Annotated in this window: 17 protein-coding genes; 13 read left to right on the top strand and 4 right to left on the bottom strand. The window is 64.6% G+C overall.

Annotation, left to right across the window (positions count from 1 at the left end):
• Positions 1-6: 6 nt before the first annotated feature.
• The 4 genes from RH950_RS04355 to RH950_RS04340 all read left to right on the top strand — a co-directional run bounded on the left by RH950_RS04355 (position 7) and on the right by RH950_RS04340 (position 3505).
• Positions 7-792: a cytochrome c oxidase subunit 3 gene (locus RH950_RS04355; RefSeq protein ID WP_350054070.1), complete on the top strand. Its 786-nt coding sequence runs from the start codon at positions 7-9 to the stop codon at positions 790-792.
• Positions 793-825: 33 nt separating this feature from the next.
• The gene (locus RH950_RS04350; protein ID WP_350054068.1) at positions 826-1206 is read left to right on the top strand and encodes a DUF983 domain-containing protein; all 381 of its coding nucleotides are present in this window, start codon (positions 826-828) and stop codon (positions 1204-1206) included.
• A gap of 81 nt (positions 1207-1287) precedes the next feature.
• Complete coding sequence (locus RH950_RS04345) at positions 1288-2019, top strand: SURF1 family protein (protein ID WP_350054066.1); 732 nt, start codon at positions 1288-1290, stop codon at positions 2017-2019.
• Positions 2012-3505: a carboxypeptidase M32 gene (locus RH950_RS04340; RefSeq protein WP_350054064.1), complete on the top strand. Its 1494-nt coding sequence runs from the start codon at positions 2012-2014 to the stop codon at positions 3503-3505. The genes RH950_RS04345 and RH950_RS04340 overlap by 8 nt, the downstream gene beginning before the upstream one ends.
• Positions 3506-3531: 26 nt before the next feature.
• Here the strand turns inward: RH950_RS04340 and RH950_RS04335 are convergent, their stop codons facing one another.
• Positions 3532-3789, bottom strand: a complete 258-nt coding sequence (locus tag RH950_RS04335) for a DUF6356 family protein (protein WP_350054062.1) — start codon at positions 3787-3789, stop codon at positions 3532-3534.
• Between the two features lie 129 nt (positions 3790-3918).
• Here RH950_RS04335 and RH950_RS04330 point away from each other — a divergent pair, with 129 nt between their 5' ends.
• A complete protein-coding gene (locus RH950_RS04330) occupies positions 3919-4386 on the top strand; it encodes an Lrp/AsnC family transcriptional regulator (RefSeq protein ID WP_350054060.1) in 468 nt (155 codons plus the stop codon).
• On the opposite strand, the gene RH950_RS04325 is transcribed toward RH950_RS04330, so the two are convergent.
• Positions 4383-5279 carry an NAD(P)-dependent oxidoreductase gene (locus RH950_RS04325; protein ID WP_350054058.1) on the bottom strand — a complete coding sequence of 299 codons (897 nt, stop codon included), beginning with the start codon at positions 5277-5279 and terminating at the stop codon, positions 4383-4385. The genes RH950_RS04330 and RH950_RS04325 overlap by 4 nt on opposite strands.
• A gap of 109 nt (positions 5280-5388) precedes the next feature.
• Between RH950_RS04325 and thrC the strand changes: the two genes are divergently transcribed.
• The 3 genes from thrC (at position 5389) to RH950_RS04310 (ending at position 8799) form a co-directional block, all read left to right on the top strand.
• Positions 5389-6813, top strand: a complete 1425-nt coding sequence (gene thrC / locus RH950_RS04320; RefSeq protein ID WP_350054056.1) for a threonine synthase — start codon at positions 5389-5391, stop codon at positions 6811-6813.
• Positions 6810-8081 carry a M16 family metallopeptidase gene (locus tag RH950_RS04315; RefSeq protein WP_350054054.1) on the top strand — a complete coding sequence of 424 codons (1272 nt, stop codon included), beginning with the start codon at positions 6810-6812 and terminating at the stop codon, positions 8079-8081. Before thrC ends, RH950_RS04315 begins: the two co-directional genes overlap by 4 nt.
• A gap of 106 nt (positions 8082-8187) precedes the next feature.
• Complete coding sequence (locus RH950_RS04310) at positions 8188-8799, top strand: GNAT family N-acetyltransferase (RefSeq protein WP_350054052.1); 612 nt, start codon at positions 8188-8190, stop codon at positions 8797-8799.
• 24 nt (positions 8800-8823) lie between these two features.
• Here RH950_RS04310 and RH950_RS04305 read toward each other — a convergent pair whose 3' ends face one another.
• Positions 8824-9768, bottom strand: coding sequence for an AEC family transporter (locus RH950_RS04305; RefSeq protein ID WP_350054050.1), 945 nt, complete (start codon positions 9766-9768; stop codon positions 8824-8826).
• A 98-nt stretch (positions 9769-9866) separates the two neighbouring features.
• Between RH950_RS04305 and RH950_RS04300 the strand changes: the two genes are divergently transcribed.
• From RH950_RS04300 to RH950_RS04290, 3 genes are all read left to right on the top strand, one after another.
• A complete protein-coding gene (locus tag RH950_RS04300) occupies positions 9867-10760 on the top strand; it encodes a LysR family transcriptional regulator (protein WP_350054048.1) in 894 nt (297 codons plus the stop codon).
• A 117-nt stretch (positions 10761-10877) separates the two neighbouring features.
• Positions 10878-12080 carry a M20 aminoacylase family protein gene (locus RH950_RS04295; protein WP_350054046.1) on the top strand — a complete coding sequence of 401 codons (1203 nt, stop codon included), beginning with the start codon at positions 10878-10880 and terminating at the stop codon, positions 12078-12080.
• Positions 12081-12128: 48 nt separating this feature from the next.
• On the top strand, positions 12129-12476 hold the full coding sequence (locus RH950_RS04290; RefSeq protein ID WP_350054044.1) for a GFA family protein: 348 nt from the start codon (positions 12129-12131) through the stop codon (positions 12474-12476).
• 47 nt (positions 12477-12523) lie between these two features.
• Here RH950_RS04290 and RH950_RS04285 read toward each other — a convergent pair whose 3' ends face one another.
• Positions 12524-13114, bottom strand: coding sequence for a YqgE/AlgH family protein (locus RH950_RS04285; RefSeq protein ID WP_350054042.1), 591 nt, complete (start codon positions 13112-13114; stop codon positions 12524-12526).
• Between the two features lie 187 nt (positions 13115-13301).
• On the opposite strand from RH950_RS04285, the gene RH950_RS04280 reads away from it, so the two are divergent.
• Both RH950_RS04280 and RH950_RS04275 read left to right on the top strand, forming a co-directional pair.
• Entirely contained in the window at positions 13302-15398 is a 2097-nt protein-coding gene (locus tag RH950_RS04280; protein WP_350054040.1) for a protein-disulfide reductase DsbD family protein, read from the top strand.
• A 106-nt stretch (positions 15399-15504) separates the two neighbouring features.
• On the top strand, positions 15505-15987 hold the full coding sequence (locus tag RH950_RS04275; protein ID WP_350054038.1) for a peroxiredoxin: 483 nt from the start codon (positions 15505-15507) through the stop codon (positions 15985-15987).

The raw sequence follows: 15987 nt of genomic DNA, 5'->3' as shown, positions 1-15987 counted from the left end.
AAGATAATGAGCGGACATCCACAGCATTCCTTCCATCTGGTCGAGCCGAGCCCGTGGCCATTTGTCGGTGCCATGTCGGGCTTCATCGCCGCGGTCGGCGGCATCATGTACATGCATGAGCTGGCCTTCGGCGGCTCTATCCTGATCGCCGGTTTCCTGTCGATCCTGGCAACCATGTTCTTCTGGTGGCGCGATATCGTCCGCGAGGCGGAATACCAGGGCCACCACAATCCCGTGGTCCAGCTGGGCATGCGCTACGGCATGATCCTGTTCATCGCCTCCGAGGTGATGTTCTTCGCTGCCTTCTTCTGGGCCTTCTTTGACAGCGCGCTGTATCCGGATACCGGCGTCTGGCCGCCGGAAGGCATCGTGCCGTTCAATGCCTGGGACCTGCCGCTGATCAACACCATGGTCCTGCTGCTGTCCGGCTGTACGGTGACCTGGGCGCACCATGCGCTGATCGAGAACAAGCGGGACCAGTTCCAGCTCGGCCTTGGTGTCACCATTGTGCTCGGCGCTCTCTTCACGGCCCTGCAGGCCTACGAGTACAGCCATGCCGCCTTCGGTTTCACCGACGGCATCTACGCCTCGACCTTCTATCTGGCGACGGGCTTCCACGGCTTCCATGTCATCATCGGCACCACGTTCCTGGCTGTTTGCTGGTTCCGTGGCCGTGCCGGTCACTTCACGCCGGACCATCATTTCGGCTTCGAAGCGGCTGCCTGGTACTGGCATTTCGTCGACGTGGTCTGGCTGTTCCTGTTCGTCTGCGTCTATTGGTGGGGCGGCTGATCCAGCCAAGGCGGGAATGGTGGAGGCCACGCTGTGAGCGAACCCTATTATCCTCCACTGTCGCCCTTCTCGACCGGGCTGACCTGCCGATGTCCGCGCTGTGGCAAGGGCAGCCTGTTCGACGGATTTCTGACCGTTCGGGAAACGTGTTCCACGTGCGGTCTGGACCTGAAAAATGAAGACAGCGGCGATGGTCCGGCTGTCTTCATCATCTTTGTCCTGGGCGGCACGATTGTGCCCATCGCCCTCTGGTTCGAAACGTTGTTCGCGCCGCCGTTATGGGTCCATGCCGTGCTCTGGAGCGTGGTGATCCTCGGCGGCACGATCGCGCTCCTGAAGCCGCTGAAGGCATTCACGATCGCGCTGCAATACAAACACAAGACACCATACCGGGCGCCGGACAGCCAAGCCTGACGCTGGGCAAAACAGCGCCCGAGGCCTATGGTCCGCTGCGGTCCCGGTGACCCGGTTCGTGTGCACAGTCTGGAAAAACCAATGTTCGGCAATCGCAGGTTCCGTCCCACCTTCTGGGCAACCTTCTTCACGATCGTTTCCGTGGCCTTCATGCTGACTCTCTGCTTCTGGCAGCTGCAGCGGCTCGCCTGGAAGTCCAGCCTGATCGAGCAGTTCGAGAGCCGGGTCGAGGCGCCGCCGGTGGCCCTGCCCGACAGCCTCGACGATATCGAGAACTGGCGGTACCGCCGGGTCCGCATCGAGGGCACCTACCTGCACGACAAGGAAGTGCTGATCACCGGCAAGCCGTTCAAGGGCAATGCCGGCTTTCACCTGATCACGCCGATGAAGCTGGTCGACGGCCGCACCGTGCTGGTGAACCGGGGCTGGATCCAGCTCAAGAGGCATGGGCCGGTGGATACGGCACCGATGCATGTCGAGGGTGTGCAGACTGTCGACGGCCTGATCCGGCAGGACCGGCTGAAGGGCTATTTCGTGCCCGACAACGAGCCGGAAAACGAGGTCTGGCTCTATATCGACACGGCGGAGATGGCGGCGGATCGAGACCTGGGTCCGGTGCTTCCCTTCTATGTCGACCGGCTGCGCGGGCCCGGCCCCATGCAGATGCCGATCGGCGCCGAAAGCACGATCCATGTCCGGAACGAGCATCTGAGCTATGCTGCCACCTGGGCCTTGCTCTCCCTGACCCTGATCGTCATCTATGTGATCTATCATTTCAAACCCGAGGACGAGACGGAGCCTGGCCGTGACTGACACCGCTTACGCAGCCCTGGAAAAGCGATTCAGACGGCATTCCGCCCTGTCCGGTGCAAGTGGGATCCTCGGCTGGGATCAGGAAACCATGATGCCGTCCGGCGGTGCCGCGGCGCGGGCCGAGCAGATGGCGACGCTGGATGTGCTGCAGCATGAATTGCTGGCGACCCAGGCCGTCTCCGACGAGCTGGCCCGGGCGGAAGCGGACAGCGCTGCGCTTGGCCCGATGCAGCAGGCGAACCTGCGTGAGATGCGCCGGGTCCATACCAACGAAACCGTGGCACCGGCCGATCTGGTGGAAGCCCGGTCCCGGGCCGTCTCTGCCTGTGTCGTTGCCTGGCGCGACGCCCGCATCGCGGACGATTTCTCCGCCGTCTCCGGCAAGCTCGCCACGGTGCTTGAGCTGACCCGGGAATATGGCGCGGTCAAAGCCGAGAGGCTCGGTTGCGGTCTCTATGATGCGCTGATCGACAGCTACGAGCCCGGCGGCAGCATGGCCTGGATCGATCCGGTCTTCGCCAGACTGAAGGCCGAGCTGCCGGGGCTGATGGAGAAAATTCTGGAACGGCAGGCCGCCGGCCCGGCGCCGCTGAGCCCGGAAGGACCATTCCCGGCAGCCCTGCAGAAGCAGCTTGGCGAGCGGGTGATGCGCGCGCTCGGCTTCGATTTCGCGCATGGCCGGCTCGACGAAAGCGCCCATCCTTTCACCGGCGGCATCCCCGACGATGTGCGGATCACGACGCGGTATTCCGAGGATGATTTCACCAGTGCCCTGATGGGGGTGATCCACGAGACCGGCCATGCGCTGTATGAGCGCGGCCTGCCGACGGAATGGCGCAATCAGCCTGTCGGCACGGCCCGGGGCATGGTCATGCATGAAAGCCAGTCCCTGCTGATGGAGATGCAGGCCTGCCGCTCGCCCGCTTTCTACAGGTTCCTGTCTCCGCTTGCCTCGGACGTGCTGGATACGGGCGGTCTCGCCATGACGCCGGAAAACCTGAACAGGATCGGCCACCGGGTGGCGCGCGGACTGATCCGCGTCGATGCGGACGAGGTCACCTATCCGTTGCATGTCATGCTGCGCTACGACCTGGAAAAGGCCCTGCTCTCCGGCGATCTGCCGCTGAAGGATCTGCCCGGCGCCTGGCGCGACGGCCTGAAGGCCTCACTCGGTGTGGCGCCGGAAGACGACCGCGATGGCTGCCTGCAGGATATCCACTGGTATCACGGCTCGTTCGGCTATTTCCCGACCTATACGCTGGGCGCGCTTGCCGCCGCCCAGCTGTTCAAGGCGGCACATGCCGCCCTGCCGGACCTGGACGAACGCATCGCCGCCGGTGATTTCACGACCCTGCTTGGCTGGCTTGTCGAGAATGTGCATGCGGTCGGCAGCGCGAAATCAACCGACGAGATCATCAGCGCGGCGACCGGGGTATCGCTCTCCGCGGATGCCTTCCTCGATCACCTGAATATCCGCTACCTCTGACCGGCAACGCCTCGCGGGCTTGAGTTTTATTCCGCCGGTTGCTGGCTGAGGTCGCTGTGGTTCTTCTCCATCACGGCATGCCGGGCACCGGCGGACATCCGGTCATGCAGACGGGCGATGGTCTTGCTGCCCGTCCGGTTGCAGAGGAACGGGAACAGGCCATGCACCATGCAGGCGAGACCGCCGAGGATCATCGTGCCACCGGTCGCGGTGGCGAACCCGAGATGCTGCCAGTAGCTCTCGCCGACCGATTGCGGGTGGCTGGTGAAGATTTTGAAGATCATGGCGGCGCCCCGGGCTGAATTTATAAGACGCATTCATTCTGGCCTGGAATAGCGGCAAAATGTTTGCTATTTTCCTCAGGTTTGGGCTCAATGTTAGAATAATATTCTAACATAAACGGATTATGCGGAATGAAGGTCGACGAGACGGACCGGCGCATCCTCGCCCTGCTGCAGGAGAACGCGGATCTCTCCGTCGCGGAGATCGGCACCCGGGTCGGCCTTTCCTCGACACCCTGCTGGCGGCGTATCCAGAATCTGGAAAAGCAGGGCGTGATCCGCAAGAAGGTGGCACTGCTGGACCGCCGCGCAATTGACGTGCCGCTGACCGTCTTCGTCATGATCCGCACCAGCCAGCACAGCGATGTCTGGCTGGAGACGTTCGCCAAGGGGGTTTCGGAAATCCCGGAAGTGCTCGAATTCTACCGCATGAGCGGGACCGTCGATTATCTGCTGCGGATCGTGGTGCCCAGCGTGGACGCCTATGACGCGGTCTACAAACGCCTGATCTCGATCGCCGACCTGGCGGAGGTCAGCTCCAGTTTCGCCATGGAAGAAATCAAATACACCACCGCCCTGCCGCTACACTACGTGGGCTAGGAACGCCGCTCCCGGAGGGCGTCTGCCAGCCGCGCGACCAGATCCTCGAGGGTGGTTCCCATGGTCCGGTTCTCGACGGTCTCCTTGCCCAGCGGTGTGCTCTCGACGAAGCGGTAGATATCCGCCGCGCCCTCGAAGGTTTTCGGCGTCAGGCCGGCATCGCCGTAGGTCTTGGCAATCTCCTCCATCTCGCCGACCCAGCGATAGGCTTTCGGCGGCATGCCGGGGAGGCTGCCGGTCAGGCTTCTCAGAAGGTTTGCCTGCACGCTCTCCAGCTCCGCCCGAAAGGCCGGGCCGACCCCTTCCAGCTCCGCCGTGACGAAGCTCTGGATGGCGAGGGCCTGCACGCCCTTGGTCAGGGTGGCGAAACACATTTTCAAAGCGGAAGCGGCGCCGATTTCATCGCCGAGCGGGCGGATGTCGAGGGCAGGGCTGAGAGCCGTCAGGGCCTCGGCGCCAGGGCCGCTCAGATAGATGCGCGGGCTTGGCCGTCCCGGATAGGGCGGGCCGCCGATGATGCCGCCGTCGAGGAAGTGGATACCGGCCGCTTCAGCTGTCGCTTGTAACTGCCGGGCCGTGGAGGGGGCGACGGCGTTGAGATCGGCGATCAGCGCTTTCGGTTTGGTGCCAAGCGACCCCGCTGCCGCGGCCATGCGGCTGACGAAGCCCGCCGCCTGATCCGGCGGCATGATGGAGAAGATCGCATCGCACTCGGTGAGCAAAGCCGCGTCGGAGCCGAGATCCTCGATCCCTGCTTTTTCCGCCAAGGCACGGCTGCGATCCGACCGACCTGCGAGGTTGGTGACGGTCCGAATTCCGGTCTCACGAAGCCGCCCGCCGATGGCGTGGCCCATGTCCCCGGGCGTCATGATTCCGACAGTTTCGATGGTCATGCAGAGCGTCCCGGTTTGCGTGGATTTCCGACAGAGCCGGTATTGTTGCAAGAACCCAGCGCCACCGCTAGGTTGCGTCCTTTCGAACGGCGAAAAAGAGACGGCGGACGTGCGCTATATCAGCACCCGGGGCAAGGCCCCTGAACTCGGTTTCGAAGACGTACTCCTGACGGGCCTCGCCCGCGACGGCGGACTCTATGTCCCGAAAACATGGCCGACCCTGACCCAGGCGGACCTGAAACGGCTGGCCGGTCTGTCCTATGCCGAGACCGCGTTCGAGGTCTGCCGCCTGTTCACCGGCGACGCCTTCGACGACGCGACCCTGAAAGGCATCATGGACGAGGTCTATGGCAGCTTCGAGCACAGCGCCGTGGCGCCGCTGAAGCAGCTGGACGGCAATCTCTGGATGATGGAGCTGTTCCACGGCCCGACGCTGGCCTTCAAGGACTATGCGATGCAGGTCCTCGGGCGGATGTTCGATCATGTGCTGACCAGGCGCGGCGAGACGGTGACCATCGTCGGCGCCACCTCGGGCGATACCGGCTCGGCCGCCATCGAGGCGTTCCGCGACAGCGCCAATGCCGAGATCTTCATCTTCTTCCCGAAGGGCCGGGTCTCCCCGGTGCAGCAGCACCAGATGACGACGGTCGATGCACCGAACGTGCATGCCATCGCGCTGGAAGGCACCTTCGACGATTGCCAGGACATGGTGAAGGCGCTGTTCAACGACATCGCCTTCCGGGACAAACACAATCTCTCCGGCGTGAACTCGATCAACTGGGCCCGCATCCTGCCGCAGGTGGTCTATTACGTGACCTCGGCGCTGAGCATCGGCGCCACGGCGGAGCGGCCTGTCTCCTTCGTCGTGCCGACCGGCAATTTCGGCAATATCTTCGCCGCCTATGCCGCCAAGCAGATGGGGCTGCCGATCGACCGCATGGTGGTGGCGACGAACCAGAACGACATCCTGTCCCGCTTCCTCGCGTCCGGCGAGATGAAGCTGGAAGGCGTGCAGCCCTCGATCAGCCCGAGCATGGATATCCAGGTTTCCAGCAATTTCGAGCGCTACCTGTTCGATCTGTTCGACCGGGACGGCGCTGCCGTGACCGAGGCCCTTTCCAGCTTCCGCGAGACCGGCCATTTCTCGGTCTCCCAGGGCATGCTGGATCGCGCCCGGGCCGAATTCGACGGCTTCCGGACAGACGAGGCCGGGACAAAGGCGACGATCAAGGCGGTCTATGAGGAGACGGGCGAGATCACCGATCCGCATTCCGCCGTTTCCCTCGGCGCGGCCCGTCAGGCCCGCGCCAGCGGCGCCATCGGGACCGGCACGCCGATGATCTCGCTCGCCTGCGCCCACCCGGCGAAATTCCCGGATGCGGTCGAGTCCGCCATCGGCCTGCGCCCGGCGCTGCCGCCCCGATTGGCGGACCTGCTTGAGCGTGAAGAGCGCATGACCGTGCTCGCCAATGACTACGGGACCGTCAGCACCCATATAGCAGGCATCGTTGCGACCAAGGAGAACGCTGCATGAGCGGCGACATGAACGGAATCAAGATCACTGAACTCGCCAACGGCGCCCGCGTCGTGACCGACAAGATGGCCAGCGTCGAGAGCGTTTCTCTCGGGGCCTGGCTGAATGTCGGCACCCGGCACGAGGTTGCGGCCGAGAACGGCGTGGCGCACCTGCTGGAGCACATGGTGTTCAAGGGCACCAGGCGCCGCTCGGCGCTGCAGATCGCCGAGGAGATCGAGGCGGTCGGCGGGCACATGAATGCCTATACGGCGCGGGAGCAGACGGCCTATTACGCCAAGGTGCTCAAGGAAGACGTGTCGCTGGGCGTCGATGTCATTTCGGACATCCTGGTGAACTCGACCTTCGACGAGCAGGAACTGACCCGCGAGCGCTCGGTGATCATCCAGGAGATCGGCCAGGCGGCGGACACGCCGGACGATATCATCTTCGACTATTTTCAGGAGACCGCCTATCCGGAGCAGGCCATGGGCCGCCCGGTGCTGGGCCGCTCCGAGATCGTCCAGGAGATGAGCCGGGACGGCATCATGGCCTTTATCAACGAGAATTACGCGGGCGACAGCCTGGTCTTCTCCGCCGCCGGTGCCGTCGATCATGACGCCGTGGTGGCCGAGGTCGAGCGGGGCTTCGGCATGCTCGGCGCGCAGACATCCGCGAAGACCGAACAGGCGGCATACAAGGGCGGCGAGATCCGGGTCGAGAAGGATCTGGAACAGCTGCACCTCTTGCTCGGCTTTGAGGGCACAGGCTTCCACGATCCGGATTTCTACGCCCAGCAGGTCCTCTCCATGCTGTTCGGCGGCGGCATGTCCTCGCGCCTGTTCCAGGAAGTGCGGGAGAAGCGCGGGCTGGTCTATTCGGTTTATTCCTTCAGCGCGGCCTACAATGATGGCGGCATGTTCTCTGTCTATGCCGGCACCGGCGAGAAGGAATCGGTGGAACTGATGCCGGTTGTCTGCGACGAGCTGATGGATGTCGCGGCGAATGTCGGCGAGGAAGAGGTGGAGCGGGCCCGTACCCAGCTCCGCTCCGGCCTGCTGATGAGCCGGGAGAGCACGTCGAACCGGTGCGAGCAGCTGGCCCAGCACATGCTGGTCTATGGCCGCCCGGTCTCGGTAGAGGAACTGGTCGAGAAGGTCGATGCGGTCGATACGGCGGCGATCCGCCGCGTCGCGGAACGGTTGCTCAAGAGTAAGCCGACCCTGGCCGCGCTCGGCCCGACCGACAGCCTCGAATCCTACGACAGGATCTGCGCCCGGTTGAACTGACCGGCCTCGCCCTGAGTCCCTCGCGAGCCTTCCGGCGGTTCCGCTTGCCATCCGCACGGTTAACAGGAAAAATACCCCTGCAACGGGCTCCGAGGGGATACGCGATTTGGTCCTGACGTTTTTTCCGCCGTCCAAGATCGAGCCGCGGGTATCCCTGCCGCGGCTTTATCTCAGGCAGCCGAACAAGAATGACTGGCGTGAATGGGCCGAGCTGCGCGCCATCAGCCGGGACTTTCTGGTTGAGTGGGAACCGCGCTGGCCGGATGATGCCCTGACCCGCGCCGCCTTCAGGCGCCGTCTCGCCCGCTATGCCGAGGACTGGTCGCGGGACCAGGGCTATTCCTTCTTCATCTACCGGCGCAGCGACGATGCCCTGGTCGGCGGTATTACCGTCGCCAATGTCCGCCGGGGCGTGGCCCAGTGCTGCACCATCGGCTACTGGATCGGCCGTCCGCACGCCCGGCGCGGCTATATGACCGAAGCCGTGCACGGCGCCTGCTCCTTCTGTTTCGACCAGCTTTCCCTGCACCGTGTCGAGGCGGCCTGCCTGCCGCGCAACGAGCCGAGCCAGGGCGTGCTGCGCAAGGCCGGTTTCCGCGAGGAAGGGCTGGCGAAAAAATATCTCAAGATTGACGGACGCTGGCAGGATCACGTGCTGTTCGCGCTGCTGCGCGATGAGTTCTATCCGAACTTCGCGGACGAGCTGAAGCATTTCTGAGGCGCGGGACTCGCGCCCTCCAATTTACCCCGCAACCGCCAGATAGAGCGTGAGTGTCGCGACCGAGAGCACGGTCGTCGTCAGCACGACGCGGCTCGTGAGCAGGGCTTCACGCTGGTAGAATTCGGCCAGCATGAAGGGCCCGGTGCCGGTCGGCAGTGCAGCGAGCAGCACGGCAATGTAGGCGACGCTTGAGGGCAGGGCGAGGATCGGGACAGCGACCACCCAGGTGACAGCGGGCTGTACCACCAGTTTGAGAGTGACCAGCGCCGCCTGCACCCGGTTGTTCGTGCCGGGGCTGGTGTTCCGGCCGGCATTGTCGGCGAGGAACAGCCCGAGCGAGACGAGGGCGCAGGGGGAGGCCGCCCCGCCCAGCAGCGCCAGATAGCTGTCGACGGTCTCTGGGAGCGCGAGACCGGACGCCATGAACAGGGCACCGAGGGCGGGAGCGACGAGAAGAGGGTTTTTCGCCAGCGCGAGCAGGGTCTTGCGGAGGATGTCGCGGCGCCGGGACCCGGTCTGCAGGGCGCATTCGATCAGCACGATCGCGGCGGCGAAGAGCACGCAGGCGGTCAGGATCGTGGCGATCATCGTGGCGCCCATCGCCGCGCTGCCGATCACGGCGAGAACCAGCGGGAACCCCATATAACCGGTATTCGGATAGCTTGCGTTGAGCGCGTCTATGGCGGCGTCGGCGAGATGGCTGCCCTGCCGCATGCGGACCAGCAGAGTGGCACCGAAGACCAGCGCACAGCCCGCCGTGAAGGCGAGGATGAAGTCCGGCTGCCAGATCTCCGCCAGATCGGCTTTCGCCATGATGCTGAACAGCATCGCCGGCAGGGCCAGATAGACCACGAACCGGTTGACCTCCCGCGTCGCGGTCGGGCCGAGAGCGCCAAGGCGCCGCGCGGCATATCCCGTCAGGACGAGCGCGAAGATCGGCAGCACGATGATCAGATTGGCAAGCATGGATGAAACGCCAGGGGAAGGAACAGACTTTCCCTAATCGCTTCCAGTGATACAATCAAATCCAATAATAGGTATTGATCAAGTCAGTAAAGGTATCAATGGACACGCGCCAGATGCGCTATTTCGTGGCCCTCGCCGAAACCCTGCATTTCGGCCGGGCGGCGGCGCGCCTGAACATGACCCAGCCGCCCTTCAGCCGGCAGATCGCCAATCTTGAACGGGATCTCGGCGTCCGGCTGGTGAACCGGACATCGCGGCAGGTCTCGCTGACGGTGGCCGGTCAGCGCTTCCTCGAGGATTCCCGGGCGGTTCTGGGCCGGTTCGATGCCGCCTGCCGGGACGCGCGCCTTGTCGCCGGAGGCCAGAAAGGCGAGCTGCATTTCGGTTTCATGATGCATGCGGCGCACCGGATCGTGCCGCGTATCGTCAGCAGCTACTCCGCCATCAGGCCGGATGTCCGCCTGTCCCTTTCGGAAACCACACCGGCGGATATCGAGCATAAGTTGCTGAGCGGCGCGCTCGACGCCGCCGTGACCTTCTCAGGCGGCTCCGCGCCGCAGCTCGAAAGCCTGCCGATCTTTACCGACCGCCTCTGCCTCGTGGTGCCGCCGTCGCACCGGCTGGCTTCGCGCCCTGTCGTCGGCGCGCAGGATTTGCGCGATGAAGATCTGATCGCCACCCCGCCGACTGTCGCGCAGACGCTGCACCGGACCATCGTTGAATATCTGTCGGCCGGAGGCGTGGTGCCGCGCTTCCGTTTCGAGCCGCAATTGCAGAACACGATCCTGCGCCTGGTCGCGGCCGGGCTCGGGGTGGCGCTGGTGCCGGAATCGATCTGCGACGAGCAGCCTGACGGCCTGGTCGTGCGGCCCCTTATTGATGCACCCGAGCTGGAGGTGGTCCTGAAGGTGTCGCGGGAGCGGGACAATCCGGCCGTCGCCCCGTTGGTGGCGCTGATCCGGGCCCAGTCCTTTTCAGATCCGGATGCATGACGACCGGAATTTCTTCGCTCGAAAAGATGCGGACCGGCTCGACCTGGGGAAAGCAACAGGGCATTCTTTCCGGACACGTCCCCTATCGGCCGCCCTGCCGGCAGCACTGGATTTCCCATGACCGACATTCCCGCTTTCTCCTCGCGTCACCACAACCGGATTTCGGCCCTGCACAGCGACGTCACGGAATGGCGCCGGGATCTCCATGCACACCCCGAAACCGGGTTCGAGGAGGTGCGCACAGCCGGGATCGTCGCCGAGAAGCTGAAGGCCTTCGGGGTCGACGAGATCATGACCGGGATCGCCACGACCGGTGTCGTGGGCATCGTGCGCGGACGCGCCAAGGGACCGATGATCGGGCTGCGCGCGGACATGGATGCGCTGCCGATGCAGGAAGTCGGCGATGTGCCGTACAAATCGACGGTGCCCGGAAAGATGCATGCCTGCGGTCACGACGGACATACCGCGATGCTGCTCGGCACGGCGAAGCTGCTGGCCGAGAGCCGGGATTTCGCCGGGTCCGTGGCGCTGATCTTCCAGCCGGCGGAAGAGGGCGGCGGCGGCGGCCGGGTGATGGTCGAAGAGGGGCTGTTCGAGAAGGCGAACTGCGAGACGGTCTGGGGCCTGCATAACTGGCCCGACCTGCCGCTCGGGACCTTCTGTCCGCTGGCCGGGCCGACCATGGCCGGCATCGACTATTTCGACATCGCCGTGCGCGGCCAGGGCACCCATGCGGGCATGCCCCATGACGGCGTCGACACGGTGCTGGCGGCGGCGCATCTGGTCACCGCGATCCAGAGCGTGCCGGGGCGCAACGTCTCGCCGCACAAGACCGCGACCATCGGTGTTTCGATGTTCAAGGGCTCGGACGCCTATGTGGTGATGCCGGACGAGGCGGTGATCGGCGGCTCGGTGCGCTATTTCGAGCCGGGTGTGCGCGACCTCGCCGAGGAACGCATCCGCGCGCTGGCGACCGGCATCGCCGAGGGTTTCGGGTGCGAGGCGGTGATCGACTACCGCAAGAACTATCCCCCGGCCATCAACCCGCCCGCCGAAGCCGGGATCGCGGCTGAAATCGCAACGGCGGTCGTTGGTGCCGACAGGGTGATCCGGGAGCACGATCCCTGCATGGCGGGCGAGGATTTCTCCTTCATGCTGAACGAGCGCCCGGGGAACTATATCTGGATGGGCACGGCGGCACCGGATCACAAGTCCGGCAAGCTGCACTACCCGGACTACAACTTTAACGACGCGTCAATTCCGCTTGGTATCGGCTACTGGATGGCATTGGTGGACACGTTGCTGCCGTCGAACGCCTAGGCTAACGCTTGAAGCCTTGAGTGTTGACGGCTGATTGGGGAGCAGAAGATGAGCGTCTATTCAGGCAGCTGTCATTGCGGCTCGGTGCGTTTCAGGCTGGAGGCTGATCTTGATCATGTCCGTGTCTGCGATTGTTCGATCTGCCGGCGGCGGGGCGCATTGCTTCACCGGGTGGAAGAAAAGGCTTTGGAGCTGCTGAGTCCGCTCGAGGATCTCACGACCTACCAATTCAACACGAAGCAGGCGACGGACTATTTTTGCCCGCGTTGCGGCATCCTCCCATTCCGGAGACCGCGCACTGCACCACATTTATGGTCGGTGAACGTGCGCTGCCTGAAGGATGTGGATATAGACGCGATTCCGATAGAACGGGTGCATGGCAGCCGCTTGTCTTGATCGGGCTCTCTCCGCCAAATTTTTTTCGGGCAGGCATGACAACCTGATTACGCCCGGCCGGCTTCGGTCGAGAGCAGGGCGGAATCGACACCGAGTTTGGCCAGCGCCCGGTCCCATTTGCTGTCGAGGTCGGTGTCGAAGACCAGCGCGTTATCGGCGTCGACATTGAGCCAGGCATTCTCCTGGATCTCGCCGTCGAGCTGGCCCGGCCCCCAGCCGGCGTAACCGAGTGCCAGAAGATGGTTCTTCGGGCCGCTCCCCGCCGCAATGGTGCGGACGATGTCGACAGTGGCGGTCAGCCCAAATTCCTTGTCGATTTCCAGCGTCTCGTCGCTCTGGTAGTCGGCGCTGTGCAGCACGAAGCCGCGCTCGGTATCGACCGGCCCGCCGAAATGCACCGGCGGGCTGGTGACGATCTCGAACTCGCCCTGCGCCATATCGAGCTGCTCGATCAGGTCGTCGAACTCGATCGAGCCGACAAGCCGGTTCACGACCAGACCGATCGCCCCTTCCGCGTTATGCACGCAGATATAGATCACGGCGCGGGCAAAGCGCGGATCGCGCATGGCCGGCATCGCCACCAGAAGCTGTCCGGTGAGATAGCCTTCCTCGGTTTCCTCGGCGACGGTGTTGGGCATTCCTGACTGTCCTGGTCCCTGATTGTGCCGGATCCGCCATCTGTTTCGTCCCGGTCCTGAAAATGTGACCGACGTGGCGGCTCCGGTCCACTATATATGCGGTACGGAAAGGGTATGAAAACCCTGAAACAAGGTCGGGCATCCGGGTATGATTTGGGTCTTCCACCCCAGAAATGCAATTCTGACTGTGCTTCTTGGCCTGATCGTGGCGGGCAGCGTTTTCGCGCGTTCGGCCAGCGCCGCGCCGGGTGCGTCTGACTGGGCCCGGACCGACTTCGCCGATGTCAGGCTGGTATCGGCAGTCTCCGGGACGGAAGGCCAGGGCAGCATTCCCCTCGGCCTGCAGTTCCGTCTTGCCGAGGGCTGGAAGGTGTATTGGCGGGCTCCCGGAGACGCGGGCTATCCGCCGGAAATCGACTGGGCCGGGTCGGACAATCTGGCCGGCACGTCCTGGCGCTGGCCGGTGCCGGAGCGGTTCAGCCTGTTCGGGCTCGAGACCTATGGCTATCACGGCGAGGTGGTGATCCCGATCCGGGCGACCCTGTCCCAGCCGGGCGCACCGGTGCGGTTTCGTGCCGAAATGAACGCGCTGGCCTGCAGCGATATCTGTGTGCCGTTGACCGCCAGTCTGGCGCTTGACCTGGACGGAACGGCGGCCGGACCGACCGCTTATTCCCAGCTCATCGACAGATTCCGCGCCCGGGTGCCGAAGAATCTGAGCGGCCTCGGCCTGGAAATCGGCACGATCACCGCCGTCGGGACGCCGGAGCCGCATTCCCTTGCGGTGGAGATCCTGTCGCGCGGCCCGCTGGGGACGCCGGACGTGTTCCCCGAAGCGCGCCCGGGTTTCGCCTTCGGCAAGCCGGCGGTGGAATTTGCCCCGGACCGGCTCTCGGCCGTGCTGACGCTGCCGGCCAGCCTGCCGGAAGGCAGCCGGCTGACCGGGGAGGAAATCACGCTGACGCTGGTCGATGGCGACCGGTTCCTGGAACGCAAGGTCACCGTCGCCGAAGCCGGTGACGCCCCCGCGACAGAGCGCTGGACGGCGCTTGCCGCGATGCTGGGCATCGCCTTTCTCGGCGGGCTCATTCTCAATCTGATGCCCTGCGTGCTGCCCGTGCTCTCCCTGAAACTGGTTGGCGCGGTGACCTATGGCGGGGCGGACAAGGGCACGATCCGCGTCGGTTTCCTGGCCTCCGCAGCGGGAATCGTCGTCTCCTTCCTGCTGCTGGCCGGCGGGGCCATCGCCCTGAAGGAAGCCGGCCTTGCCGTCGGCTGGGGCATCCAGTTCCAGCAGCCGCTTTTCCTCGCCCTGATGGTGGCGGTGATCGTGCTGTTCGCGGGCAATCTTCTCGGCCTGTTCGAGATCGGGCTGCCGCAGCGTCTCGCCGATCTCGGGCTTTCGGTGCCGGACGGCTCCGGCGGGCGGGACGGCAGGAGCAGCCTTGCCGGTCACTTCCTGACCGGAGCCTTCGCCACCTTGCTGGCAACACCCTGCTCCGCCCCGTTTCTCGGCACGGCCATCGGCTTTGCCCTGTCCCGGGGCAACATCGAGATCACGGTGATCTTCGCCGTCATGGGGCTCGGTCTGGCCGCGCCCTATCTGCTTGTCGCGGTGCTGCCGGACCTGGCCCGTGCGCTGCCCCGGCCCGGTGCCTGGATGATTTGGCTGCGCCGCATTCTCGGCCTTGCGCTGGCCGCCACGGCACTCTGGCTTTTCACGGTCTTTGCCGCCACGGCGGCTTTGCTCGACACGATGCTGCTCGGCGCTCTGGCGCTGCTGCTGGTGGCCGCCCTGACCTGGCGGGCGCGGCAGGACCGGTACGGCCGGCGCTACGCCGCGCCGCTCGCGCTGGTCATCCTGCTCGCGGTGGCGGGTGTCGGTGTGCAGGCCACGGCCCGGGACGTGACCGGGGCGACGGACTCTGCGGATGAGGCGGCCTGGCAACCGTTCGACCGGCGCGAGATCGCCAGACTGGTGGCCGGCAACAAGACGGTACTGGTCGACGTGACGGCGGACTGGTGCCTGACCTGCAAGGTCAACAAGTCCCTTGTGCTGGAAACCGGCCCGATCTCCGGGCTGATCCTGGCGGGGGGTGTCGTGGCGATGCGGGCCGACTGGACCGCGCCGGATCCGAAGATCGCGGACTATCTCGCCTCGTTCGGGCGCTATGGAATCCCGTTCAACGCTGTCTACGGGCCGGGCGCGCCGGGCGGGATCGCCCTGCCGGAACTGCTCAGCCTGGAAGCCGTCCAATCCGCGATACGGAAAGCCGGCGGCTGACGCTGTTGGAATTCGGGCTGGTCGGCCCCATCTCAAACATCGTATTTCTCTAGCACGGAAATTCTCGTGGCCGGTTCGGCCTGACAATATACAGGGGGAGATGACTATGACGATCAAGGTAGGGGACGCGTTCCCGGCTCTGACGCTGAAAACCAACACGGCGGACGGCATTGACGATCTGGATACGGCGGCGTTCCTGAAGGGCCGCAAGGTTGTCCTTTTTGCCGTCCCTGGGGCGTTCACGCCGACCTGTTCGGTAAAGCATCTGCCGGGCTTCGTGCAGAAGGCGGGCGAGCTGAAAGCCAAGGGCGTGGATGCCGTCGCCTGCACGGCGGTGAACGATGCCTTCGTCATGGGCGCCTGGGCCAAGGATCAGGGTGCCGGCGACGCGGTGACCATGATTGCGGACGGCAATGGCGATCTGGCCAAGGCGCTCGGCCTGGAGATGGATGTCTCCGCCGCCGGTCTCGGCATGCGCTCCCAGCGCTATGCCATGCTCGTCGAGGACGGCACCGTCACCAAACTCTTCGTGGAAGAGCCGAGGGCCTTCGAAGTGTCCAGCGTCGAACACGTGCTGGCCAATATCTGA

The organism is Nisaea sp. (assembly GCF_040217065.1).
Taxonomy (GTDB): domain Bacteria; phylum Pseudomonadota; class Alphaproteobacteria; order Thalassobaculales; family Thalassobaculaceae; genus Nisaea.
The sequence above is the reverse complement of the archived record's forward strand: the minus strand, read 5'-3'. Positions and strand labels throughout refer to the sequence as shown.

Excerpts from the sequence above, each read along its gene's own strand:
- RH950_RS04355 (WP_350054070.1), top strand. The coding sequence starts at position 7 with ATGAGCGGACATCCACAGCATTCCTTCCATCTGGTCGAGCCGAGCCCG.
- RH950_RS04345 (WP_350054066.1), top strand. The coding sequence starts at position 1,288 with ATGTTCGGCAATCGCAGGTTCCGTCCCACCTTCTGGGCAACCTTCTTC.
- RH950_RS04335 (WP_350054062.1), bottom strand. The coding sequence starts at position 3,789 with ATGATCTTCAAAATCTTCACCAGCCACCCGCAATCGGTCGGCGAGAGC.
- RH950_RS04330 (WP_350054060.1), top strand. The coding sequence starts at position 3,919 with ATGAAGGTCGACGAGACGGACCGGCGCATCCTCGCCCTGCTGCAGGAG.
- RH950_RS04325 (WP_350054058.1), bottom strand. The coding sequence starts at position 5,279 with ATGACCATCGAAACTGTCGGAATCATGACGCCCGGGGACATGGGCCAC.
- RH950_RS04315 (WP_350054054.1), top strand. The coding sequence starts at position 6,810 with ATGAGCGGCGACATGAACGGAATCAAGATCACTGAACTCGCCAACGGC.
- RH950_RS04305 (WP_350054050.1), bottom strand. The coding sequence starts at position 9,768 with ATGCTTGCCAATCTGATCATCGTGCTGCCGATCTTCGCGCTCGTCCTG.
- RH950_RS04300 (WP_350054048.1), top strand. The coding sequence starts at position 9,867 with ATGGACACGCGCCAGATGCGCTATTTCGTGGCCCTCGCCGAAACCCTG.
- RH950_RS04295 (WP_350054046.1), top strand. The coding sequence starts at position 10,878 with ATGACCGACATTCCCGCTTTCTCCTCGCGTCACCACAACCGGATTTCG.
- RH950_RS04290 (WP_350054044.1), top strand. The coding sequence starts at position 12,129 with ATGAGCGTCTATTCAGGCAGCTGTCATTGCGGCTCGGTGCGTTTCAGG.
- RH950_RS04285 (WP_350054042.1), bottom strand. The coding sequence starts at position 13,114 with ATGCCCAACACCGTCGCCGAGGAAACCGAGGAAGGCTATCTCACCGGA.
- RH950_RS04275 (WP_350054038.1), top strand. The coding sequence starts at position 15,505 with ATGACGATCAAGGTAGGGGACGCGTTCCCGGCTCTGACGCTGAAAACC.